The sequence below is a fragment of the Exiguobacterium sp. s16 genome (assembly GCF_018618115.1).
Taxonomy (GTDB): Bacteria; Bacillota; Bacilli; order Exiguobacteriales; family Exiguobacteriaceae; genus Exiguobacterium; species Exiguobacterium mexicanum_A.
In genome coordinates this window covers 500,505-522,497 of sequence record NZ_JACSLM010000001.1, presented here as the reverse complement: position 1 = coordinate 522,497, position 21,993 = coordinate 500,505, and the positions used below count along the sequence as shown (strand labels likewise).

At 52.2% G+C, this 21,993-nt stretch carries 21 protein-coding genes; all 21 read right to left on the bottom strand.

From position 1 onward, the window contains the following. Window positions 1-132 precede the first annotated feature (132 nt). The 21 genes from rpsO to KNP86_RS02620 all read right to left on the bottom strand — a co-directional run bounded on the left by rpsO (window position 133) and on the right by KNP86_RS02620 (window position 21,983). Window positions 133-402, bottom strand: a complete 270-nt coding sequence (gene rpsO / locus KNP86_RS02720; RefSeq protein ID WP_015881433.1) for a 30S ribosomal protein S15 — start codon at window positions 400-402, stop codon at window positions 133-135. Window positions 403-526: 124 nt separating this feature from the next. Further along, window positions 527-1,453 (bottom strand): bifunctional riboflavin kinase/FAD synthetase, encoded by a 927-nt coding sequence (locus KNP86_RS02715; RefSeq protein WP_214752738.1) that lies wholly within the window; start codon window positions 1,451-1,453, stop codon window positions 527-529. Window positions 1,454-1,468: 15 nt separating this feature from the next. Continuing rightward, window positions 1,469-2,377: a tRNA pseudouridine(55) synthase TruB gene (truB, locus tag KNP86_RS02710; protein WP_214752736.1), complete on the bottom strand. Its 909-nt coding sequence runs from the start codon at window positions 2,375-2,377 to the stop codon at window positions 1,469-1,471. Window positions 2,378-2,425: 48 nt separating this feature from the next. Next, entirely contained in the window at window positions 2,426-2,776 is a 351-nt protein-coding gene (rbfA, locus tag KNP86_RS02705; protein WP_034777282.1) for a 30S ribosome-binding factor RbfA, read from the bottom strand. 18 nt (window positions 2,777-2,794) lie between these two features. Beyond that, a complete protein-coding gene (infB, locus tag KNP86_RS02700) occupies window positions 2,795-5,029 on the bottom strand; it encodes a translation initiation factor IF-2 (protein ID WP_214710613.1) in 2,235 nt (744 codons plus the stop codon). A 21-nt stretch (window positions 5,030-5,050) separates the two neighbouring features. Beyond that, window positions 5,051-5,347: a YlxQ family RNA-binding protein gene (locus tag KNP86_RS02695; protein ID WP_021067159.1), complete on the bottom strand. Its 297-nt coding sequence runs from the start codon at window positions 5,345-5,347 to the stop codon at window positions 5,051-5,053. Then, window positions 5,344-5,622, bottom strand: a complete 279-nt coding sequence (gene rnpM / locus KNP86_RS02690) for an RNase P modulator RnpM (RefSeq protein ID WP_214752734.1) — start codon at window positions 5,620-5,622, stop codon at window positions 5,344-5,346. Before rnpM ends, KNP86_RS02695 begins: the two co-directional genes overlap by 4 nt. Continuing rightward, window positions 5,619-6,785: a transcription termination factor NusA gene (gene nusA, locus KNP86_RS02685; protein WP_034777276.1), complete on the bottom strand. Its 1,167-nt coding sequence runs from the start codon at window positions 6,783-6,785 to the stop codon at window positions 5,619-5,621. The genes rnpM and nusA overlap by 4 nt, the downstream gene beginning before the upstream one ends. Window positions 6,786-6,797: 12 nt before the next feature. Further along, window positions 6,798-7,268 (bottom strand): ribosome maturation factor RimP, encoded by a 471-nt coding sequence (gene rimP, locus KNP86_RS02680; RefSeq protein ID WP_034777274.1) that lies wholly within the window; start codon window positions 7,266-7,268, stop codon window positions 6,798-6,800. A 119-nt stretch (window positions 7,269-7,387) separates the two neighbouring features. Next, window positions 7,388-11,680 (bottom strand): PolC-type DNA polymerase III, encoded by a 4,293-nt coding sequence (locus KNP86_RS02675; protein ID WP_214707473.1) that lies wholly within the window; start codon window positions 11,678-11,680, stop codon window positions 7,388-7,390. A gap of 75 nt (window positions 11,681-11,755) precedes the next feature. Further along, window positions 11,756-13,456 carry a proline--tRNA ligase gene (locus KNP86_RS02670; RefSeq protein WP_214752732.1) on the bottom strand — a complete coding sequence of 567 codons (1,701 nt, stop codon included), beginning with the start codon at window positions 13,454-13,456 and terminating at the stop codon, window positions 11,756-11,758. 46 nt (window positions 13,457-13,502) lie between these two features. Further along, window positions 13,503-14,753, bottom strand: a complete 1,251-nt coding sequence (gene rseP / locus KNP86_RS02665; protein WP_214752730.1) for an RIP metalloprotease RseP — start codon at window positions 14,751-14,753, stop codon at window positions 13,503-13,505. A gap of 16 nt (window positions 14,754-14,769) precedes the next feature. Further along, window positions 14,770-15,915, bottom strand: coding sequence for a 1-deoxy-D-xylulose-5-phosphate reductoisomerase (gene dxr / locus KNP86_RS02660; protein ID WP_214752728.1), 1,146 nt, complete (start codon window positions 15,913-15,915; stop codon window positions 14,770-14,772). Between the two features lie 12 nt (window positions 15,916-15,927). After that, the gene (locus KNP86_RS02655; protein WP_034777254.1) at window positions 15,928-16,725 is read right to left on the bottom strand and encodes a phosphatidate cytidylyltransferase; all 798 of its coding nucleotides are present in this window, start codon (window positions 16,723-16,725) and stop codon (window positions 15,928-15,930) included. 1 nt (window position 16,726) lies between these two features. Continuing rightward, window positions 16,727-17,464 (bottom strand): undecaprenyl pyrophosphate synthase, encoded by a 738-nt coding sequence (locus KNP86_RS02650; RefSeq protein ID WP_034777251.1) that lies wholly within the window; start codon window positions 17,462-17,464, stop codon window positions 16,727-16,729. Window positions 17,465-17,547: 83 nt separating this feature from the next. After that, the gene (frr, locus tag KNP86_RS02645) at window positions 17,548-18,108 is read right to left on the bottom strand and encodes a ribosome recycling factor (protein ID WP_034777248.1); all 561 of its coding nucleotides are present in this window, start codon (window positions 18,106-18,108) and stop codon (window positions 17,548-17,550) included. Beyond that, window positions 18,105-18,830 carry a UMP kinase gene (pyrH, locus tag KNP86_RS02640; protein WP_034777246.1) on the bottom strand — a complete coding sequence of 242 codons (726 nt, stop codon included), beginning with the start codon at window positions 18,828-18,830 and terminating at the stop codon, window positions 18,105-18,107. Before pyrH ends, frr begins: the two co-directional genes overlap by 4 nt. Window positions 18,831-18,938: 108 nt before the next feature. After that, on the bottom strand, window positions 18,939-19,820 hold the full coding sequence (tsf, locus tag KNP86_RS02635; protein ID WP_034777244.1) for a translation elongation factor Ts: 882 nt from the start codon (window positions 19,818-19,820) through the stop codon (window positions 18,939-18,941). 117 nt (window positions 19,821-19,937) lie between these two features. After that, window positions 19,938-20,678, bottom strand: coding sequence for a 30S ribosomal protein S2 (gene rpsB, locus KNP86_RS02630; RefSeq protein WP_021067146.1), 741 nt, complete (start codon window positions 20,676-20,678; stop codon window positions 19,938-19,940). A gap of 152 nt (window positions 20,679-20,830) precedes the next feature. After that, window positions 20,831-21,199: a hypothetical protein gene (locus KNP86_RS02625; RefSeq protein WP_034777242.1), complete on the bottom strand. Its 369-nt coding sequence runs from the start codon at window positions 21,197-21,199 to the stop codon at window positions 20,831-20,833. 13 nt (window positions 21,200-21,212) lie between these two features. Then, the gene (locus KNP86_RS02620; protein ID WP_034777239.1) at window positions 21,213-21,983 is read right to left on the bottom strand and encodes a FliA/WhiG family RNA polymerase sigma factor; all 771 of its coding nucleotides are present in this window, start codon (window positions 21,981-21,983) and stop codon (window positions 21,213-21,215) included. Window positions 21,984-21,993: the final 10 nt, after the last annotated feature.

Here is a 21,993-nt window from a genome sequence, read left to right as displayed (position 1 = left end):
GAACATTCTCCTCTCAAACCTTATCTAGTTTATTATGTAACTCATTCATATGAATGTCTAATGATTTTCCTCCCAAAAAAGAAGAAACGGACTAGGAACAAGTGTCCCAGTCCGTCACATGGTCCGTTCGGATTAACGACGGAGACCAAGGCGTTGAATCAATTCACGGTAACGTGTAACGTCCTTGTTACGAAGGTACGTAAGCAAGTTACGGCGACGTCCAACCATTTTCAAAAGACCGCGACGTGAGTGGTGGTCTTTCTTGTGTGTACGAAGATGATCGTTCAAAGTGTTGATTTGTTCAGTCAATACTGCAACTTGAACTTCCGGTGAACCAGTGTCACCTTGTTTTGTCGCGTATTCCGCGATGATTTCGTTTTTACGTTCTTTTGAGAGTGCCATTGCCTCTCCACCTCCATTTAATAGAAAATTGCCGCGTTGCCGAGCCGTCGTTGGTGAATCGTCCAGCCAAGCGAAGCGGTGTACTTTGCGTACCAAATTAGGATACCGTACCACCCATTCAAAGTCAAGACAGGATTGCCCGGGCGGCTGTCTCATCTTGCTTGAGTTGAGCGATGAGTGCGTCGAGTCCGTCGAACGCCCGCTCGTCACGCAAATAATGCATCCATTCGATCTCGATCAGTTGCCCGTATAGATCCTCTGAGAAATCGAACAAGTGGCTCTCGATCGAGACGTCCCCGGTCTCATAAAACGTCGGCCGCCGACCGACGTTCGTCATCGCGTCGAACGTCCGGCCGTCCTGAAGCCGTACACGCGTCGCGTAGACACCGAGACGCGGCATGACATACGATGCGTCCATGACGACGTTCGCCGTCGGGAAGCCAATCGTCCGGCCACGGGCGTCGCCGTGGATGACTTCCCCGCAGATGACGTACGGCGTACCGAGCAACTCGCTCGCCACATCGACGTCACCGGCACCGAGCAATTGGCGAATCCGCGTCGACGACACTTTTTCGCCGCCGCTCGTCTGTTCGGCGACGACCGAGGTCGTGAAGCGACCGCGCGCATGATACGGCAGCGTCTCCATCGTCCCTTCGCCAAATTTACCGTACGAGTAGTCAAAACCTGCCGTCACGTGGACCGCACCGGCACCGATCAAATAGTCATCCACGAATTGTTGCGGTGACAGGCTCGCCAACTCTTTCGTGAACGTGATGACGATACACCGTTCGACACCGAGTCCGGCAATTCGGTTCAATTTCCGCTGGAGCGGTGTGATATAACGGACCGCATCCGGTTTGTTTGAGAGCACTTGTTTCGGGTGCGGGTCGAACGTGATCACGGTCACGGGTACATCGAGCTGTTTCGCTTGCGCCTGTGCATGCCGAATCACGGCCTGATGTCCGGTGTGGACGCCGTCGAAAAATCCGAGCACCATGACCGAAGGGACCAGGTCTGGTGTCTCAGGATACGTCAGATGGATCGTTTCCATACTTCAATCTCCCCTTTAGTCGATGGTCAACATGACCTCGACATTTGCGTCTGTTGTTCCGTCAAGCCGTCGATAGAGGGCAAGTGGAATTCCTTCTTCATTATAGACAGTAAACAGTTCAAATTCGAGCGAGACGTCGTTCAAACGTCCCCCGTTTCGAATATACCGCTCCCGATTGGCCGGAATCGTCATGGCAGGCCAACGCTTGATGACCTCTTCGAGCGGGATGAGGTGGTTCATGCGTTCCTCGACCGTCTCGAGGTCGGCGAGTTGTTGCAACGTGACAGCGGCCGTCTCCTCGAACGAACCAGACCTCGTCCGCCGCAGGTCGCTCATATGGGCCGGATAGCCGAGACGCTCCCCGATTTGGACGGCGAGCGTCCGAATGAATGTGCCTTTGCCACACTCGACGTCGACACGGAAACGGCAGACACCGTCTTCGATGACCGGGTCATTCGTCCGGACGAGGCGATGAATCTCGACGATACGGCGCGGTCGTTCCACCGTCTGACCTTTTCGGGCGTATTCGTACAATTTCTTGCCGTTCACTTTGACGGCAGAGAAGTACGGTGGGACTTGCTCAATTTTTCCTGTCAACGTCTCGAGGACGCGATCGATGTCTGCAGCAGTGAACGCCTGCGGACCGACTTCGCGCGTCTCGACGACCTCGCCATGGGCATCCTCGGTCATCGTCGCCGTCCCGATTGTAATCTCGGCGGCGTACCGTTTGCCTTCATCGGTCAGAAAACGTGACAGCTTTGTCGCCCGGCCGAGACAGATCGGCAGGACACCGGTCACTTCGGGGTCGAGCGTGCCGGTATGACCGACTTTCTTCGTTTGGAACAATTTACGGAGCTTGAACACGCAGTCGTGGCTCGTCATGCCGCTGTCTTTATCTAAAATCAATACACCTGTTGGTTCCATCTGGATTCCTCCCATCAAAAAAGGGGAGACGCGAGTCCCCCCTTCAATTTATTGGTCGTTCCGATTTAAGTCACGAATCAATGAATCGATATGGCTACCATATGCGACCGATGAATCGTATTCGAACGACAATTCTGGCGTTTTCCGAAGACGAATGCGGCTCCCGATCTCGCGGCGAATAAATGCGCTCGCCTTATCGAGACCAGCTTGCGTCTCAGCCTTCACTTCGGCGTCGTCTCCGAGCACCGTGTAGTAGGCTGTCGCTTGCTGCAAATCTCCTGTCACATCGACACTTGTAATTGTAGCGTTCTTCGTACGTGGGTCGTTGACTTCACGGAGCAAGATATCTGTAATCTCTTTACGCATCTGCTCTGCGACGCGTTGGGCACGAATGTTCATACGTGTTCCCTCCTCGCTTTATTTACGTTCGACTTCTTTCATGATGAACGCTTCAATAACGTCCTCCACTTTGATGTCGTCGAACTTCTCTACTTTAATCCCACACTCGTAACCTGTCGCGACTTCTTTGACGTCGTCTTTGAAGCGGCGGAGCGTATCGAGTTTTCCTTCGTACACAACAATCCCGTTACGGATGATGCGGACGCCGGCGTCGCGTGAGATTTTACCTTCTGTGACGTAACAGCCGGCAATCGTACCGACTTTCGAGACTTTAAAGACGTCACGGACTTCAACTTGTCCTGTGATTTCTTCAACGAACTCAGGGTCGAGCATCCCTTTCATCGCGCTCTCGATTTCATCGATCGCGTTATAGATGATGCGGTGCAGACGCATTTCAACATGCTCTTGCTCGGCCATCGACCGGGCGTTACCATCTGGGCGAACGTTGAATCCGATGATGATCGCATTTGCCGCCGAAGCGAGAATGACGTCACCTTCTGTGATTGCACCGACACCTTGGTGGACGATGTTGATTTTAACGCCTGCGACGTCGATTTTGCGGAGTGAACCAGCGAGTGCTTCAGCCGAACCTTGAACGTCTGCTTTGATGATGACGTTCAAATCTTTGACTTCGCCTTCTTGAATGCGGCTGAACAAGTCATCAAGACTAACTTTAGCCGATTCGCGACGCTGTGATTCGAGGTAACGTTGGTAACGTTTTTCTCCGATTGCACGTGCTTTTTTCTCATCTTCGAATACGATGAACTGATCCCCGGCTTGTGGGACATCGTTCAATCCTGTAATCTCGATTGGCGTCGATGGACCGACTTCTTTCACACGACGACCGATATCGTTGACCATGGCCCGGACGCGTCCGAACGTGCTGCCGACGACGATCGAGTCACCAATCCGGAGTGTCCCATGTTGAACGAGAAGCGTGGCGACAGGACCGCGGCCTTTATCGAGCTTCGCTTCGATGACCGAACCGCGAGCTGGCATTTCAGGCGTCGACTTGTACTCTTCGACTTCTGATACGAGTAAGATCATCTCGAGCAACTCATCGATCCCCTCGTCTTTCAAAGCTGAGATCGGTACGAAAATCGTTTCGCCGCCCCACTCTTCCGGTACGAGACCGAACTCTGTCAATTCTTGTTTGACGCGGTCAGGGTTTGCGCCTTCTTTATCCATTTTGTTCACGGCGACGATGATCGGCACGTTTGCCGCTTTCGCATGTGAGATGGCTTCTTCCGTCTGTGGCATCACGCCGTCATCCGCTGCGACAACGATAATCGCGATATCTGTCACTTCGGCTCCACGAGCACGCATCGTCGTAAAGGCGGCGTGACCTGGTGTGTCGAGGAACGTGATCTTTTTATCGTTGACTTCAACTTGATAAGCACCGATGTGCTGCGTGATTCCGCCGGCTTCACCAGCAACGACTTTCGTGTTGCGGATCGAGTCAAGAAGTGTTGTCTTACCATGGTCGACGTGACCCATGATTGTGACGACAGCAGGACGCTCAACAAGCTCGTACTCAGAGAAGTCGATTTCCACTTCTTCAAAGTCCGTCTCATCGATGAGTACTTCTTTCTCAACTTCGTAACCGAATTCAGTTGCAAGCAACTCAATCGTCTCGTCATCAAGTGTTTGGTTGATCGTCGCCATGACACCAAGACCCATCAACTTCATGATGATCTCGTTTGGCTTTTTATCCATCTTCGCAGCGAGGTCCGATACGCTGAGGACATCATCGTACTTGATGACGTTGCCCATTTCAGACTCTTGCGCTAAACGAGCTGCTTTACGTTGACTCGTTTTCGAATTCGGATCCGCTTCCAATGGCACGGCTGCTTTCGCAGGTTTGCCTTTGAATTTACCACCGCGTTTTTTGTTGCGGTTGTCGTTGCGGTTGTTGCCGAAGCGGTTGCCACCACGGTTGCCCGCTTGGTTGCTTTGACCGCCAGACGCTTGTGGGCGTGCTTTCGGTGCTTCTTGCTTGGCAGCAGGTTTCGCGTCAGCCGGTTTTGACTCGGCAGACTTCGTTTCAGCTGGTTTTGTTGCAGCTGGCTTTTCTTGCTTGTCAGCCGAACGGTATTTCTCAGGATTGAAGACACGATCGAGTTGCTTGACCGACTCCTCATCTAAGACAGCCATGTGGTTTTTCACTGGCTTGTTCATTTTCTCGAGCTGAGTAATGACTTGTTTACTTGTTACATTCTGTTCTTTTGCAAATTCATAGACGCGTTTTCCCAAAGCATCCACCTCCGTTAATAGTTAAGAGAGAAGTTGCTTAAGCTTGTTCGCAAATCCGGATTCTGTCACAGACACGACGACTCGCATGTCTTTACCTAAAGCAGCCCCGATCGTATATCGGTCGCTCACTTCAATCAATGGAACACCATACGATGTACACTTGTCGGTAACCCGTTTTCTCGTAGACGCTCCAGCGTCTCCGGCAAGGATGACGAGTTTGGCTCGGCCAGCTCGCACATCCTTCAACACAAACTCTTCTCCCATCGTTACTTTCCTCGCCCGTGCGGCAAGGCCTAACAATGATTCCCACTGACTCATGATTCCGCTCCTGTGACAGCTTGAAGCAGCTGCTCATAAAGCGCGTCACTCGTCTTGACTTTTAAATGATGATCGAGTGTCCGTTTTTTCTCTGCTAAACGAATCACATCCGCATCTTTCGACAAATACGCTCCACGTCCGTTCAATTTACCGGACTTATCGATGACGACGTCACCTTCCGGCGTCCGAACGACACGAATCAACGCTTGTTTCGGTAACATTTCTTGCGTGACCACACATTTGCGCAAAGGAAGTTTCTTTTGCTTCATGGTCATTCCTCTTCTTTCACCGTTGTCGGCTCGAGGGCGACGTCAACCGAGTCAGTCTGTTCCATTTCATTGTGAACAATTTCTGGCTCCGGTTCAACTTTTTCGGCGTACGTATCATACAAGTCCATGCCTTCTGCATCCGTCTCGCTCTTGATATCAATTTTCCATCCCGTCAATTTAGCGGCAAGACGGGCGTTTTGACCACGCTTCCCGATGGCGAGTGACAATTGATAGTCTGGCACGACGACCGTCGTCGACTTATTCGGTTCATTGACGTACACGTCAACGACTTGAGCCGGGCTGAGTGCGTTTTTCACGAACTCTTTCGGGTCGTTCGACCAACGAACGATATCGATTTTTTCGCCGTTGAGCTCATCGACGATCGTTTGGACACGTTGCCCTTTCGGACCGACACAAGCGCCGACTGGATCGACGATGTCTGAATGGACGGCAATCTTCGAACGATCACCCGCTTCACGTGAGACCGACATGACATCGACCGTACCGCTCGCGATTTCTGGCACTTCGAGCTCGAACAGACGACGCAATAGACCTGGATGCGTCCGCGAGACTTGAATGGCTGCGCCAGAACCTTTCGTCGTCGAATCGACTTTCGTCACGTAAACTTTGATACGGTCATGAATCTGGTACGATTCATTCGGCATCTGTTCGTTCGGTGTGAGCACCGCTTCGATATTGTTTTCAAGACCGATATACAAGTTGCGTGGGTCGAACCGTTCCACAATCCCCGTCATGATCTCGTCTTCTTTATCGACGAAGTGGTTATAAATGCGCTCGCGCTCGGCTTCCCGCATCTTTTGCGTGACGACTTGTTTGGCTGTCATCGCCGCGACGCGACCGAAGTCGCTCGGTGTGACTTCTTCTTTATGGAAGTCCCCTAACTCGTAGTTCGGGTCAATCTCATGCGCTTCTTCGAGCGACAATTGTTGCTCCGGATGCGAGAGACGTTCAACGACTTCGAGAAGTGCGAAGACACGAATATCACCAGTCACTTGATCGAATTCAACTTTTACGTTTTCATTCGGATTGGCGACGTTTCGACGATATGCCGAAATGAGCGCCTGCTCGAGCGCATCGATGATAATCTCTTTCTCGATTCCTTTTTCGTTAGCAATCTGTTCGATTGTTGTGAGTAATTGTGGCCCCATCTTTACCTCTCCTTAACTAAACGTGACCGCTAGGCGGGCTTGTGCAATTTTGTCTACCGGTAGCGATATCGCTTTTTTTCTTGTCTTGATGCGCGTCTCGACGACGGCGGTCTCGCCGTCATATTCCGTCAAAATGCCTTCGAACTCTTTGGCACCTTCAATCGGGGCAAACGTCTTGATATAGACGTTCTTCCCAATCGCACGTTCAAAGTCGGTCGGCTTTTTCAGTGGTCGCTCGGCACCGGGACTCGAGACGTCAAGATAATAGGCTTGTTCGATCGGATCGCTATCGTTTAGTTTTTCCGAGAGTTGTTCGTTGATGTTGACGCAATCATCTAAATCGACGCCCCCCGGCTTGTCGATATAGACGCGCAAGAACCAATCTGGCCCTTCTTTCACGAATTCGACATCGACCAATTCCATGTTCTCACGCTCCACGATCGGCAACGCGATCGCTTCGACGACTTCTGTTATTTTGGACACTCTCATCCCTCCTTCTGGCTTTTACATACAAGAAAGGAGTAGGGTTCCCTACTCCTTTCCGTCGTAGTATCCAACATTGTTCGATACCAATATATCATATTTTCCCGGTTTTTCGCAACTTACACCCCAAAATCAAAGAACGAGAGTTGGTTCTCATCCGGGAGGCCTTCGAGACATTTCATCGTATCGAGCGTCTCGACGATCGTCTTCGACAACTTGGCCCGTTTGCGCAAGTCTTCTTTCGATAAAAACTGTCCTTCGGCGCGCGCCTCGACAATCGCTTTCGCCGCGTTCGTTCCGAGGCCATCGACCGCATTGAACGGTGGGATGAGCGTGTTGCCTTCGATCAAGAACTCGGTCGCGCTCGAGCGATACAAATCGATGTTTTGGAACTTCATGCCGCGCTCTAACATCTCGAGCGCAAGTTCGAGCACGGTGTGAAGCCCTTTGTCTTTCGCCGTGGCTTCGAACCCTTTTTCACGGATATCCGACATCGCCTTGCGCACGGCCTGTGACCCTTTGATCATGGCCGACAAGTCGAAGTCTCCGGCACGGACCGTGAAGTACGTCGCGTAATACAAAATCGGATGATGCACTTTGAAGTAGGCGATCCGGACGGCCATGAGTACATACGCCGTGGCGTGGGCTTTCGGGAACATGTACTTGATCTTCTTACAAGACGAGATGTACCATTCCGGGACGTCATTGGCCCGCATCTCCGTCTCCATGTCTTCGGATAGACCTTTCCCTTTTCGGACCGACTCCATGATTTTGAAGGCGAACGACGGTTCCAAACCGGCATAAATCAAGTAGACCATGATGTCATCACGACACCCGATGACGTCTTTCAATTCACACGTCCCGTTATAGATGAGTTCGTTCGCGTTCCCAATCCAGACATCTGTCCCGTGAGACAGTCCCGAAATTTGAACGAGTTCGGAGAACGTCGACGGTTTCGTCTCTTCGAGCATCTGCCGGACGAACTTCGTCCCGAATTCCGGAATGCCGAGCGTACCCGTCTTCGATTCGATTTGCTCCGGCGTGACCCCGAGTACTTCCGGCGATGAAAAGATTTTCATGACCGTCGGATCGTCTGTCGGAATCGTCTTCGGATCAATGCCCGATAAATCTTGCAGCATGCGAATCGCGGTCGGGTCATCGTGACCGAGAATATCGAGTTTGAGCAAGTTGTCATGAATCGAGTGGAAGTCAAAGTGGGTCGTTTTCCACTCGGATGACTTATCATCGGCCGGATATTGGATCGGCGAAATTTCGGCGATGTCCATATAATCCGGGACGACGATGATCCCCCCCGGGTGTTGTCCCGACGTCCGTTTGACGCCGGTGACGCCCGAGACGAGCCGATCGACTTCGGCGTTCCGATAAATCTTATCGTTCTCGGTCGCATAACCTTTCACATATCCATACGCCGTCTTATCGGCAATCGTCCCGATTGTACCGGCACGATACACATACTCTTCACCGAACAACACTTTCGTGTAGGCGTGGGCGTGTGGTTGATATTCACCCGAGAAGTTCAAATCGATATCAGGGACCTTGTCCCCTTTGAAACCAAGGAACGTCTCGAACGGGATATCGTGGCCGTCTTTCGTATACCAGGTCCCGCACTCCGGACATTGTTTGTCCGGCAAGTCATACCCGGACCCGACCGATCCGTCGTCGAAGAAGTGGGAATGTTGACACTTCGGACAGACGTAATGCGGCGGCAACGGGTTGACCTCGGTGATTTCGGTCATCGTCGCAACGAAACTCGAGCCGACCGAACCACGTGAACCGACGAGATAGCCGTCGTCGAGCGATTTCTTGACGAGCTTATGCGAAATCAAATAGATGACCGCAAAGCCGTGTCCGATAATCGATTTCAGCTCTTTCTCGAGCCGGGCCTCGACGATTTCCGGCAGTTGTTCTCCGTAAATCGAACGGGCCATGTCGTAACTCATGTTCCGGACCTCATCGTCTGCGCCTTCAATCTTCGGCGTGTACAAATCGTCCGGAATGATTTGAATCGACTCGATTTGATCGGCGATCGCATTCGGGTTCGTGATGACGATTTCGCGGGCGAGTTCGTCCCCGAGGAACTTGAACTCTTCCATCATCTCTTTCGTCGTCCGGAAATGGGCGTGCGGCAGTTCTTTCCGCGTGTTGATGAAGTTGGCACCACCTTGCGTCCGAATCAAGATCTCTCGGTACGAGCGGTCTGTCCGGTCAAGGTAATGAACGTTTCCGGTCGCACATACCGGCAGGCCGGCCTGTCCGGCGACGCGAATGATCCGCTTGATGATTTCCCGTAACTCGAGCTCGTTGGCGACGATTTCTTTATCGATCAAATGCATATAGAGCGCCGGGGGATGAATCTCGATGAAGTCGTAGAACGCCATCATCTTCTCAAGCTCTTCGTCTGACTTGTTCAGGGCGGCGTCAAAAATTTCACCGTTGTCACACGCCGAACCGATGAGAAGTCCTTCACGGCGCTTCACGATTTCCGAGCGCGGCATGCGTGCCATCCGGAACAAGTAATCGATGTGGGACAACGAGATCAGTTCGTATAAGTGACGAAGTCCCGGTTTTTTCGTTTTCGCATAAATCGTCGCATGGAACGGACGGATTTTCGAGACGTCGCTTCCGACTTTCGCGTTCAGTGAGCGATGCGTCTGCATCTCAAACATCTGTTTGGCGAGTTCGAGCAGTTTCATGAGCAAATACGCCGTCGCCTCCGCATCATAGATGGCCCGGTGATGCTGGGTCAACTCGATATCGAATCGCTTCGCGAGCGTGTTGAGGCGGTGGTTTTTGAGCGTCGGTAAAATCGTCCGGGCGAGTTCGAGCGTGTCGATGACGGGATAGTCATCCGGCTCGTGCCCCCCGCTCCGAAGCGTCGCTTCTAAGAAGCCCATATCGAACGATGCGTTATGGGCGACGAGGATGCCATCCCCGCACCAATCGACGAACTGTTTGGCGATGACTTCGGGATCGGGCTGGCCATGGACCATGTCGTCCGTGATGCCCGTCAGCTCGATCGTCGTAGCCGAGAGCGGATGTTTCGGATCGGCGAACGCCTCGAACCGGTCGATGATTTCACCGTCTTTGATTTTGACCCCGGCGAGTTCGATGATTTTGTTGTAGACGGCCGAAAGTCCGGTCGTCTCGACGTCGAAGACGACATACGTCGCATCATCGAGCGGGACATCGGTCGGGTGATACGCGACCGGCACGCCGTCATTGACGACGTTCGCCTCGACCCCGAACAGCACTTTGATGTCATTCTTTTTCCCGGCGTAATAGGCTTCCGGGAACGACTGGACGCCGGCGTGATCGGTGATGGCGATGGCGCGATGGCCCCATTTGGCCGCCCGGGCGACGAGCGCCGACACGTTCGTGACCGCGTCCATCTGGCTCATTTGCGTATGCGCGTGTAATTCGACGCGTTTCTCACCGGCCCACTCGTCACGGGCCGGTTCGACTTTCACTTCTTGCAGTTGCGATGCCATCATGCACAGTTCGCGCATGAAGCTGTCATCCTCGACCCGGCCGGCCGCTTGGATCCACATGCCTTTTTTGACGGCGCTTAGCATCCGGTCATCATCGTCATCGCGTGCGAACACTTTGACGATGAGTGAATCGGTATAGTCTGTCATCTTGAACGTGAACAGTTTCTTCCCGCTCTTCAGTTCTTTCCGTTCGGCCGAGAAGACGAGACCTCGGATGGCGACGCGTCGTTCTTCTTCGATGATCGTCTTGATCGGGACAATCTCGTCTTTGATCAAGGCGCCCATCCGTACCTCGGTGACCGGTTCATCGTTCGTCTCGGTCGCCTTCGCGAATTGCGCTGCGAGCGCGAGCTTCGCTTGTTCCAAATCTTCTTGCACGACTTGTTCACGGAGCGCTTGGTTTGCTTCTTCATTCTCCGAGAACAGCGCTTGGCAAGGTTTCTTCATAAAGCCATAGGCGCTATAGAGCGCTTGGACTTCTTGGCATAACTCTTTATCGACATAGTTCGCCTCAGGGGCCGAGCGCACCGGGATGAGCAATTTGTTCTGCTCAAAGCGTGGTGAGACCGATGCGAAATAACTGCGCATCGCACCCGACACTTGGCTGAGTTCACTGACGATACGCGGCCAATAGTCGATATAATCCTGTTCGGCACCGCCTGAGGTCGTCGTGAAACGCGCGTACACCTCGTCAGCGAACGTCGCGTACCGGCTCTCGATTCGGCTCATGAACAGTTGATACACCTCGTACGGCAACACGCGCTGCAACTGGAAATAAAACGTCCACGTCCGGCGCTGCTTGTTGACGACAAGTCGCGTCAATTCCGCATCGTCGAATTGTTCCGTCTCGGTCGTGATGCCGAGATCGGTCAAGAGCAATTGCATTTTTTGATTAGCTTCCACGGGTAAGAAGTCCCCCCTTTTATCATTCGATGTCGAAAAATGAAGGTGACGGCAAGAAACCGTCACCTTCATCGATCATTTTGCCTCGTTCAGTTGCGCCGTGATCACACGTGGCAACTCATCTACCGTCGTCTCAAGGACTTCGCCAGTGGCACGTACTTTCACTTCGACGATACCTTCGCTCGCTTTTTTCCCGACGTTGATACGAATCGGAAGACCGATCAAATCAGCATCGGCGAACTTGACGCCAGCCCGTTCTTTACGGTCATCATACAACACATCGTACGTCGATGACAGCTCATCATATAAACGGTTCGCGAGTTCGACTTGCGCTTCGTCTTTCGTGTTGATGGCAATCAAGTGCACATCGAACGGAGCGAGGCTCTTCGGCCAGACGATACCGCGATCGTCATGATGTTGCTCGATGACGGCCGACAATGTGCGTGAGACGCCGATGCCGTAGCAACCCATAATGAGCGGTTCGGCCCGACCTTCTTCGTTCAAGAACGTCGCGCCCATCGCTTCTGAATAGCGCGTGCCGAGCTTGAACACTTGTCCGACTTCAATCCCGCGAGCGAAGCGGACCGGACCCGACTCGTCAGGTGCCATGTCGCCTTCGACGACGAAACGGAGGTCATGATACGTCAAATGCGACAAGTCGCGTTCGGCGTTGACGTGCGTATAATGGGTGTTCGCCTCGTTGGCGCCACATACCGCGTCGACCAAATATTTGACGGCGTAATCGGCCACGACTTTGACCGGTGCATGAATCGGTCCGAGCGTGCCCGGCTCACAGCCGAACAAGTCGATGATCGTCGCTTCTTCTTCCATTTGGATGTCGAGTCCGCCGAGGGCGTTCTTCACTTTGACGTCGTTCGCCTCGTGATCACCTCGAACGATGGCCATGACCGTCTCGCCATCGACGTTGAAGAGGACCGACTTGATCGTCGTCTTCGTGTCGACGTTCAAGAAGCGCGCCACATCTTCAATCGTCTTATTGTCTTTCGTGTCGACCTTGTCGAGGGCAAGCACTTCGGCCGCTTGCATGTCATAGCGGTCGAGCGTTTCTGCCATCTCGATATTGGCGGCGTAGTTCGACGTGTCCGTATAGACGATCGTGTCTTCCCCGATATCGGCAAGCGCTTGGAATTCGTGCGTGTCTTTCCCGCCGATGGCACCCGAGTCAGCTACGACCGGGCGATATTTTAAACCGATGCGGTCAAAGATGTTGGAATAGGCGTTATACATGTTCTTGTATTCGTCGTCCAAGTCATCTTGTGTCGCGTGGAACGAATACGAATCTTTCATCAAGAACTCACGACCCCGGAGCAGTCCGAAACGTGGACGACGCTCGTCGCGATATTTCGTTTGAATCTGATACAAGTTGACCGGTAATTTTTTGTAGGAGTTGAGTTCATCGCGCACGATCGACGTGATGAGTTCCTCGTGCGTCGCACCGAGGGCGAAGCGACGATCGTGACGATCGGTCAATCGCATAAGTTCAGGACCATAAATACCCCAGCGACCCGTCTCTTCCCACAGTTCCGCCGGTTGAATCGCTGGCATGAGCAATTCTTGGGCACCGGCTCGGTTCATCTCTTCGCGGATGATCGTTTGAATCTTTTGTAACACGCGGTGGCCGAGTGGAAGATACGAATAAATTCCAGCGGCGTTTTGGCGCATGAAGCCCCCGCGGACGAGGAGTTGATGGCTGACGGCTTCTGCGTCGGCCGGCACTTCTCGAAGCGTAGGCATGAACAGTCTCGATTGTTTCATAGGTATCAACGTTTCCCTTCTATAACCCGATTAGATCTTACTTTTATTATTTAAAGAATGATTGAATATCATTCCACGTGACGATCAACATGAGGAGCATGAGCAAAGCGAACCCGATAAAGTGGACGAATCCTTCCTTTTTCGGATCGATCGGCCGTCCGCGCACCGCTTCGAACAAGAGGAAGATGAGTCGTCCTCCATCGAGTGCCGGGAGCGGCAACAAGTTAAAGATGGCCAAGTTGACTGATAAAAGTGCCGTCCAGTTGAGGAGCATGATGAGCCCGCTCGCCGCCACTTCATCGGTCATGCGGACAATCCCGACCGGTCCGGCCAATTGGTCGACGCCGACTTGACCGGTAACCAAATCACCGACCGCGGAAAAGATGAGCGTCGACATCGTCCACGTCGTCTCAGCCCCAGTCGTGAAGGCTTTCGTCGGTGAACGCTCGAGCGCGTTCGTCACGCCCAATATCCCGACCGTCTCGCCGTTTTGTTCGACCGCTTGCGGCGTGAGCGTCACCGTTTGTTCTGCATCATCCCGAATATACGTCACTTCGGTTGGCGTGTCAGCCCGGTCGGCAAGCACAGTCCGAAGGTCGAGCCAGTCATCAATCGTCTCGCCTTCGATGGAGACAATTTCATCTCCCGCCATGAGACCTGCTTGATCTGCAGCCGAATCTGGCTGCACCGTACCGATTCGTCCATCGTCCGTTGGCGTCCCTTGGACGAGACCGACGATGACAAGCAAGATGAAGGCAAGGACGAAGTTCATCGCTGGGCCGGCTGCAATCGCGAGCACACGTTTCCATACCGATTGAGCTCCGAACGTGCGGTCGTATGGGGCAATTTGAATTTCCATGCCTTGGTCGACGAGAAGCGTGTCCCGTTCAAGTGAATAGACACGGACCTCATCATCGACGAGTAACTGGATCTTCAATTCGCGAATCGAATCGAACTTGTCGACCGTCCCGACGATGTGCACGTCTTTTGCCTGGTCCGGCTGGAAGTAGACACGATCGACCGTGCCAGCGTTCGTCAGGCGTAACCCGACGTGTTGACCGGCTTTCACTTCGATCGGCTCAAAATCTTCTCCTGCCATTTTGACATACCCACCGATTGGCAATAAGCGAATCGTATACAGCGTCTCATTCTTTCTGAACGAGAGGATTTTCGGTCCAAACCCGATTGCAAATTCATGACAGAGAATCCCTGCCCGTTTCGCCATGACGAGGTGTCCCCATTCATGAACCGATATGAGTACCCCAAACATCAAAACGATGGCGATAAAAGTCGTCATTGTCTATTCCCCACCTTCACTTTCCTTGCTGAATTTGTTCTCGAACCGCTCGGTCGACTTGAAGGATCTGTTCGAGCGTCGGTTCTGCAATTACCGTATGTGTCTCCATCGCTTGTTCAACGATCCGTTCGATATCGAGGAAAGCGATCTCCCCGTTCAAGAACAGCTCGACAGCCGCCTCGTTGGCCGCATTAAGCACCGTCGGCATCGAACCACCGGCGCGCCCGGCCTCATACGCGAGGCGTAAGGCCGGATAACGCGTCAAGTCGGCTTCTGCGAAGTGAAGCGTTCCGATTTCTCTCAAGTTTAACCGCTTGTTCCCGTCGATTTCAAGACGTTTCGGGCCTGAGAGCGCATAGAGAATCGGTCCCCGCATATCCGGATTTCCAAGCTGCGCCATGACGGCGGCGTCTTTGAATTCGACCATCGAGTGGATGATGGACTCACGATGTAGCACCACTTCAATATCATTATAATCGATATCGAACAACCAGTGCGCTTCGATGACTTCGAGTCCTTTATTGAACATCGTCGCCGAATCGATCGTGATTTTCGCCCCCATCGACCAGTTTGGATGTGCGAGCGCCTCTGCGACGGTCACGCCGTCTAATTCATCCCGCGACTTGTCACGGAAACTCCCGCCTGATGCCGTTAAGATGATTTTCGAGACGTCCTCTCGGCGTTCACCGTTCAAACATTGATAGATGGCTGAATGTTCACTATCGACTGGAATCAGGCTGACCCCATGCTTCTTGACGGCTGCCGTGACGAGATGGCCCGCCGTGACGAGCGTCTCCTTGTTCGCCAAAGCGATGTCTTTACCTGCCTCGATGGCAGCGAGCGTCGGCTCAAGACCGACAGCCCCGACGACGGCTGTGACGACGATGTCAGCCCGCTCTGCGGTCGCACATTCGATCAACCCTTCAAGTCCGATAAAAAAGAGTGGTTCGTATGTAAGTCGTGGTTTGAGTTGTTCGAGCACTTCGATGTCTTTGGCGGACACGTATTTCGGCCGCAGGCGGTTGATCCATTCCTCGGCCACATCTACATTCGTTCCGAAGGCATAGGCCTCAAGTTCAAACAAGTCGGGGTGCTGTTCGATGACGTCACATGTCTGTACGCCAATCGAACCAGTCGCCCCGATTAAGCTGATTCGCTTCATCTTGACACTCCTTTATAACAAATTAAATACCCAGATGACGGTGAATACCGCGATCATACTATCAAAGCGGTCCAAAATGCCACCGTGTCCCGGTAACAGATGACCCGAATCTTTTACGTTGAATTGACGTTTATACGCCGACTGCACCAAGTCCCCGAGTTGCCCGACGACGGATACGACGACCGCGAGCACCAATACTTCGAGAATCGGCAACACCGGTTCGACGAGGACGTAGACGAGACCGACGACGATAGACGAGATGATCCCACCGACCGCCCCTTCAATCGTCTTGTTCGGACTGATTGAGGGCCACAGTTTTGTCTTACCGATTGCTTTGCCCGTGAAGTAAGCACCCGAGTCGGTCGCCCAAATCATGAACAAGACGAGAAGTACTTTGACGAGCCCATCCTCCGAAAGACGGACGAGCGCAAAACTAGAGAAACCGATGACGAGATAGACAGCAGATACAAAATAAAAACTCGCGTCTTCATACGTGAAACGGTTTTTTGTGACGACCGTCCAAAACAGGAGGAGCATTAAACCGAGCACCATCCATTGATTCGTCGACATCGGCATCTCGCCCATGACAAGCTGTCGCTCGAGCAACATCAATACGAACGGGAAGGCTACAAGGAGCGACGTCACAAGGAACGGAAACGCCGTCAACTTGTGATTGCGCATCATCGTGAACTCGCTCAGTCCAATCAAGGCGAGCACACCCATCAAGATGACGAACGGACTGCCCCCGAGGGCGATCAAGCTGACAAAAATGGCACCGGCCCAAAGACCGGTAATAATTCGAGTCTTCATGTCACACCCCACCAAACCGGCGCGTCCGCGCGTTATACGCTTCGATCGCCTCGACGAAGTGGTCTCGTTTGAACTCAGGCCATAACACGTCTGTGAAATGGAGTTCAGCGTACGCCCCTTGCCAGAGCAAGAAGTTCGAGAGACGCTGTTCCCCACTCGTCCGGATAATCAAATCGACGTCTTGCATATTTGTCATGAGACGCTGTCCGATCATGGCGTCATCGATGTCGTCCGGTTGGATCTTCCCTGCCGCTACATCGCTGGCGATATGGCGCATCGCTTGTACGAGCTCGTCGCGGCCACCATAGTTTAAGGCAAAGACGAGATCCAGACCTGTGTTCGTCGCCGTGCGCGTACGAGCCTCATCGACTGCATCCCGCGTGCCGCGCGGTAATTTTGACACATCACCTGCGACGAGGACGCGAACGTTTTGTTCGTCCAGTTCTTTTAAGTCCGTCTCTAAAAATTGTTTCGGCAATTTCATCAAGAAGTTGACTTCTTCTTCCGGACGCGTCCAGTTCTCCGTCGAGAACGCATAAAGCGTCAACGAACGGATCCCGAGTTCTTGGGCGGTGCGAACCGCTTCCCGGACCGATTTCATCCCTTCCCGGTGACCCATGATGCGAGGGAGTCCACGCTTTTTCGCCCAACGGCCGTTGCCGTCCATAATGATGGCGACGTGTTCGGGGATGCTCAGTTCCGCCTCGGTCTTCGTTTTAGGATTCACCCATTTAAACATACTCTATCCTCCTGATTGTATGAAAGAGGGACCCTCTCAGTAAAAGGGTCCCCACACAGCTTTTTGGTATACCACTTCCGTGATTACACTTCCATGATTTCTTTTTCTTTCGTCGCTGCAGATTCATCAATCTTTTTGATATACGAATCCGTTAACGATTGAACGTCATCCGCGTAACCGCGAAGGTCGTCCTCAGTCAAGTCCCCATCTTTTTCAAGCTTCTTCAAGTTTTCGTTGGCGTCACGACGAACGTTACGGACAGCGACTTTCGCTTCTTCCGCATATTTCTTCGTCACTTTCACGAGCTCTTTGCGACGCTCTTCCGTCAAAGCTGGGATGGCGAGACGAATGACGGTCCCGTCCGACGACGGCGAGAGACCAAGGTCGGCTTTTTGGATCGCTTTCTCAACGTCAGACACCATCGACTTGTCCCATGGTTGAATCAAGAGAAGGCGTGCTTCCGGTGTATTGATGTTCGCTACTTGATTGAGCGGTGTCGGTACGCCGTAGTAATCGACTTGAACCGGGTCCAAGATCGACGCGCTCGCGCGGCCCGTCCGAAGTGTCCCGAAGTCACGCTTCAGCGCGGAAACGGCTTTCTCCATTTTCTCTTCAGCAGTTTTCAATACGTCATTTACACTCATGAATTGATTCCTCCTACTACCGTCCCGATATGTTCCCCGAGTACGACACGTTTGATGTTTCCTTCTTCAAGCAATGAGAATACAATCAGTGGGATATGGTTGTCCATACATAGTGACGTGGCTGTCGAATCCATCACTTGGAGACCGTCCTTTAAGACGTCCAAGTACGTGAGCGTGTCGTATTTGACTGCATCCGGAACGAGTTTCGGATCGGCCGAATAGACGCCGTCGACGTTGTTTTTTCCCATCAAGATGACGTCAGCTTCGATCTCCGCTGCGCGGAGTGCCGCTGTCGTGTCTGTCGAGAAGTACGGGTTCCCCGTCCCTGCCGCGAAGATGACAACGCGACCTTTTTCAAGGTGACGCATCGCCCGGCGACGAATGTACGGTTCAGCCACTTGGCGCATTTCGATTGAGGTTTGGACGCGTGTTTGGACACCGTTCGTTTCAAGGCTATCTTGTAGCGCGAGCGAGTTCAATACCGTGGCGAGCATGCCCATGTAATCCGCATTCGCTCGGTCCATGCCGAGCTCGCTACCGGTCTTGCCGCGCCAGATGTTCCCGGCGCCTACGACGACGGCAACTTCGACGCCCATGGCGACCAATTCTTTAATTTGCCCAGAGATCGAATTGACGATGGCCGGGTCAATCCCGTACCCTTGATCTCCAGCGAGCGCTTCCCCACTCAATTTTAACACAATTCGCTTATATTTCGGTTCCATACTTTGCCTCCTCTTGCTTGAAAAAAGGGAACACGCTCCCTTAACGAACTAACTCAAGGTTATACAGACGTGTTCCCAATTTTGATAGCACCATGTGAATGATGCAGATTATTTTTTAAGTTGGTTCATTACTTCTTCAGCAAAGTTTTCTTCGCGTTTTTCCATACCTTCTCCAACTTCGTAACGTACGAATGAGTTGATACGGCCGCCTTTAGACTCTACGTATTTCCCAACTTTGAAGTCAGCGTCTTTAACGAATGTTTGGTCGACGAGGCAGATTTCCTCGAAGTACTTGTTCATACGTCCCGCAATCATCTTCTCGACAATGTTGGCAGGCTTTCCTTCGTTGAGGGCTTGCTCAGTCAAGACTTTCTTCTCACGATCTGCTTCTTCAGCCGATACTTCGTCGCGTGTCGCGTAAAGTGGGCGTGCTGCTGCTACGTGCATGGCTACGTCTTTTGCAACTGTTTCGTCTGTTGTACCGTCGAGGACAACGACTGAACCGATGCGGCCGCCCATGTGGAGGTACGTGCCGAAGACTGCATCGTCCGCTTTTTCAAGGACAGCGATGCGACGGAGTGAGATTTTCTCTCCGATTGTCGAAGCTTCTTCTTGAATGTGTGTTTCAAGCGTTTTACCAGCTACGAATTCAGAAGCGAGTGCCGCTTCAACTGTCGTTGCGCCTGAAGTGAGAACAGCTTTTGCTACGTCTGAAACGAGTGTTTGGAACTTCTCGTTTTTTGCAACGAAGTCTGTTTCTGAGTTAACTTCGACGAGCGTAGCTTTGTTGCCGTCAACCGCTACTGCCGTCAAACCTTCTGCTGCGATACGGTCGCCTTTAGCTGCTGCTTTCGCGATCCCTTTTTCACGAAGGAAGTCGATTGCTGCTTGCATGTCACCGTTTGTTTCAGTGAGTGCTTTTTTGCAATCGAGCATACCTGCGCCTGTTTTTTCACGAAGTTCTTTTACCATTGCTGCTGTAACTGCCATCGGAAATTCCTCCTTGTAAAACTTACGAATTTTTAAGAAAAAGCACTAAGGCTTTATATACGTGTCCTAAAAAAAGGTGATAAAAGGCTTTCCCTTTATCACCTGTTGTCTGACTGATTACTCAGCTTCTGTCGCTTCAGCTTCTGGAGCTACCGCTTCTTCAGCTACTTCTTCTTCGCCTTGTTTCGCTTCGATGATTGCATCTGCCATCTTCGAAGTGAGCAATTTAACCGCACGAATCGCATCGTCGTTCGCTGGGATGACGTAGTCGATTTCGTCTGGGTCACAGTTTGTGTCGACAATCGCAACGATTGGGATGTTCAATTTGTGAGCTTCTGCAATCGCGATCCGCTCTTTACGTGGGTCAACGATGAAGAGGGCATCAGGAACACCTGGCATGTCCTTGATTCCGCCGAGGAACTTCTCAAGACGTGTCATTTCTTTTTTCAAGATGATGACTTCTTTCTTAGGAAGTACTTCGAACGTACCGTCAGCTTCCATTTTCTCAAGCTGCTTCAAACGGTTGATACGTTTTTTGATTGTTGAGAAGTTTGTGAGTGTTCCACCCAACCAACGCTCATTGATGAAGTACATACCTGAACGGAGTGCTTCTTCTTTGATTGTGTCTTGAGCTTGTTTTTTCGTACCTACGAAGAGGACGTTTCCGCCTTCTGCCGCGAGTTCACGAACGAAGTTGTACGCCTCGTCTACTTTTTTGACCGTTTTTTGAAGGTCGATGATGTAGATGCCGTTACGCTCCGTGAAGATGTATTTCGCCATTTTTGGGTTCCAACGGCGTGTCTGGTGACCGAAGTGTACACCAGCTTCGAGCAATTGCTTCATTGAAATTACTGCCATGATAAATTTCCTCCTTGTGGTTTAAAAAAGTCCTCCGCCTCGTTCATCGTTGTATTCCGACCTTTCGGCACCGAGGAATACCATCCCGAGACGTGTGTGATGTGTTTAACACCAAAAAATACTATAGCATATGTCCGCCAATCCGGCAACTCTCACTTTTTACGAAGTTTGGCATATAAGGCGACTTCTCCTTCGCCTTTTCCGAGGAGTCGGGCCGTCTCCCGGACCGAATGGTGCAATAACACATCCTCCACGTGCGGGGCTGATTGCGTATCGTCGTCCGATGTCTCTCGCTTTGGCTCCGCATGGATCGACTGAGCACCTGTAACCTCTTCGTTTGAGGACGCTGGTTGTTTCACGACATCGTTCATCGATTCCATGAACGACAACAGGAGGGCCTCGGTCTCACGTTTCTCGTGCTCGAGTTGCGTGACGCGAGCGGTCAACGCTTGGACTTGACGAAATAAGATCAGCAGTCCGTAAGCGACGATACAGGCGATTGCGATATATACGATGGTCATCTCCACCCCTCCTTCACGATGTCTTTTCTTCTAAATACGAACGTCCAAGTGCAAGCTTTAACGTCTTTAACGCCTTGGAATGGATTTGGGAGATACGTGACGTCGACAGTTCCAACACTTCGCCAATCTCGGTCAACGTCAACTCGTCGAAGTAGAACAACGAGACGACGAGACGTTCTTTCTCGGACAAGTGCTCGATTTCGGTCGTCAGCACGTCGAGCAGCTCGCGCTGCAATAGCGTATCCTCCGGTTTCTCAGAGTCAGGGTCGAAATACGTGACGGACATGACCTTGCCTTCTTCTTGAAGCGTCACCGCTTCATCGATCGACAACATGTTCGCGAAGTACCCTTCCGCCATCGCCTTCTCGATTTCCGACACCGGCAGTTCGCAGGCGCTCGCGAGTTCTTCTTTCGTCGGGGCCCGGTGCAACTTCTGCTCGAGTTGTTCGGCGATGTGATCAATTTTTTTCACGCGTTCGCGCACCGAACGCGGTAACCAATCGATTTTCCGCAGCCCATCGATGATGGCGCCACGGATCCGAAACGCCGCGTACGTGTCAAACTTGTTGTTGTGTTCTGGATCATATTTCATGAGGGCATCGTACAATCCCATGTAACCCAAACTTTTCAATTCGTCGCGTTCGACGCTCTTCGGGAGCGTCACGATCATTCGTTGCACGTGATAATGGATGAGGAACTCGTAGTGCGCCAATAGTTCATTCGCTGTATCCATATCGCGGTCAGTGTTCCAACGATCCCACAACTCGGTAAGCTGAGTCGTCATGTCGATCCCC

Coding starts and splice junctions, on each gene's coding strand:
- rpsO (WP_015881433.1), bottom strand. CDS start 402: ATGGCACTCTCAAAAGAACGTAAAAACGAAATCATCGCGGAATACGCG.
- KNP86_RS02715 (WP_214752738.1), bottom strand. CDS start 1,453: ATGGAAACGATCCATCTGACGTATCCTGAGACACCAGACCTGGTCCCT.
- truB (WP_214752736.1), bottom strand. CDS start 2,377: ATGGAACCAACAGGTGTATTGATTTTAGATAAAGACAGCGGCATGACG.
- rbfA (WP_034777282.1), bottom strand. CDS start 2,776: ATGAACATTCGTGCCCAACGCGTCGCAGAGCAGATGCGTAAAGAGATT.
- KNP86_RS02695 (WP_021067159.1), bottom strand. CDS start 5,347: ATGAGTCAGTGGGAATCATTGTTAGGCCTTGCCGCACGGGCGAGGAAA.
- rnpM (WP_214752734.1), bottom strand. CDS start 5,622: ATGACCATGAAGCAAAAGAAACTTCCTTTGCGCAAATGTGTGGTCACG.
- nusA (WP_034777276.1), bottom strand. CDS start 6,785: ATGGGGCCACAATTACTCACAACAATCGAACAGATTGCTAACGAAAAA.
- KNP86_RS02670 (WP_214752732.1), bottom strand. CDS start 13,456: ATGAAACAATCGAGACTGTTCATGCCTACGCTTCGAGAAGTGCCGGCC.
- rseP (WP_214752730.1), bottom strand. CDS start 14,753: ATGACGACTTTTATCGCCATCGTTTTGATGTTTGGGGTACTCATATCG.
- dxr (WP_214752728.1), bottom strand. CDS start 15,915: ATGAAGCGAATCAGCTTAATCGGGGCGACTGGTTCGATTGGCGTACAG.
- KNP86_RS02655 (WP_034777254.1), bottom strand. CDS start 16,725: ATGAAGACTCGAATTATTACCGGTCTTTGGGCCGGTGCCATTTTTGTC.
- KNP86_RS02650 (WP_034777251.1), bottom strand. CDS start 17,464: ATGTTTAAATGGGTGAATCCTAAAACGAAGACCGAGGCGGAACTGAGC.
- frr (WP_034777248.1), bottom strand. CDS start 18,108: ATGAGTGTAAATGACGTATTGAAAACTGCTGAAGAGAAAATGGAGAAA.
- pyrH (WP_034777246.1), bottom strand. CDS start 18,830: ATGGAACCGAAATATAAGCGAATTGTGTTAAAATTGAGTGGGGAAGCG.
- tsf (WP_034777244.1), bottom strand. CDS start 19,820: ATGGCAGTTACAGCAGCAATGGTAAAAGAACTTCGTGAAAAAACAGGC.
- rpsB (WP_021067146.1), bottom strand. CDS start 20,678: ATGGCAGTAATTTCAATGAAGCAATTGCTCGAAGCTGGTGTACACTTC.
- KNP86_RS02625 (WP_034777242.1), bottom strand. CDS start 21,199: ATGACCATCGTATATATCGCAATCGCCTGTATCGTCGCTTACGGACTG.
- KNP86_RS02620 (WP_034777239.1), bottom strand. CDS start 21,983: ATGACGACTCAGCTTACCGAGTTGTGGGATCGTTGGAACACTGACCGC.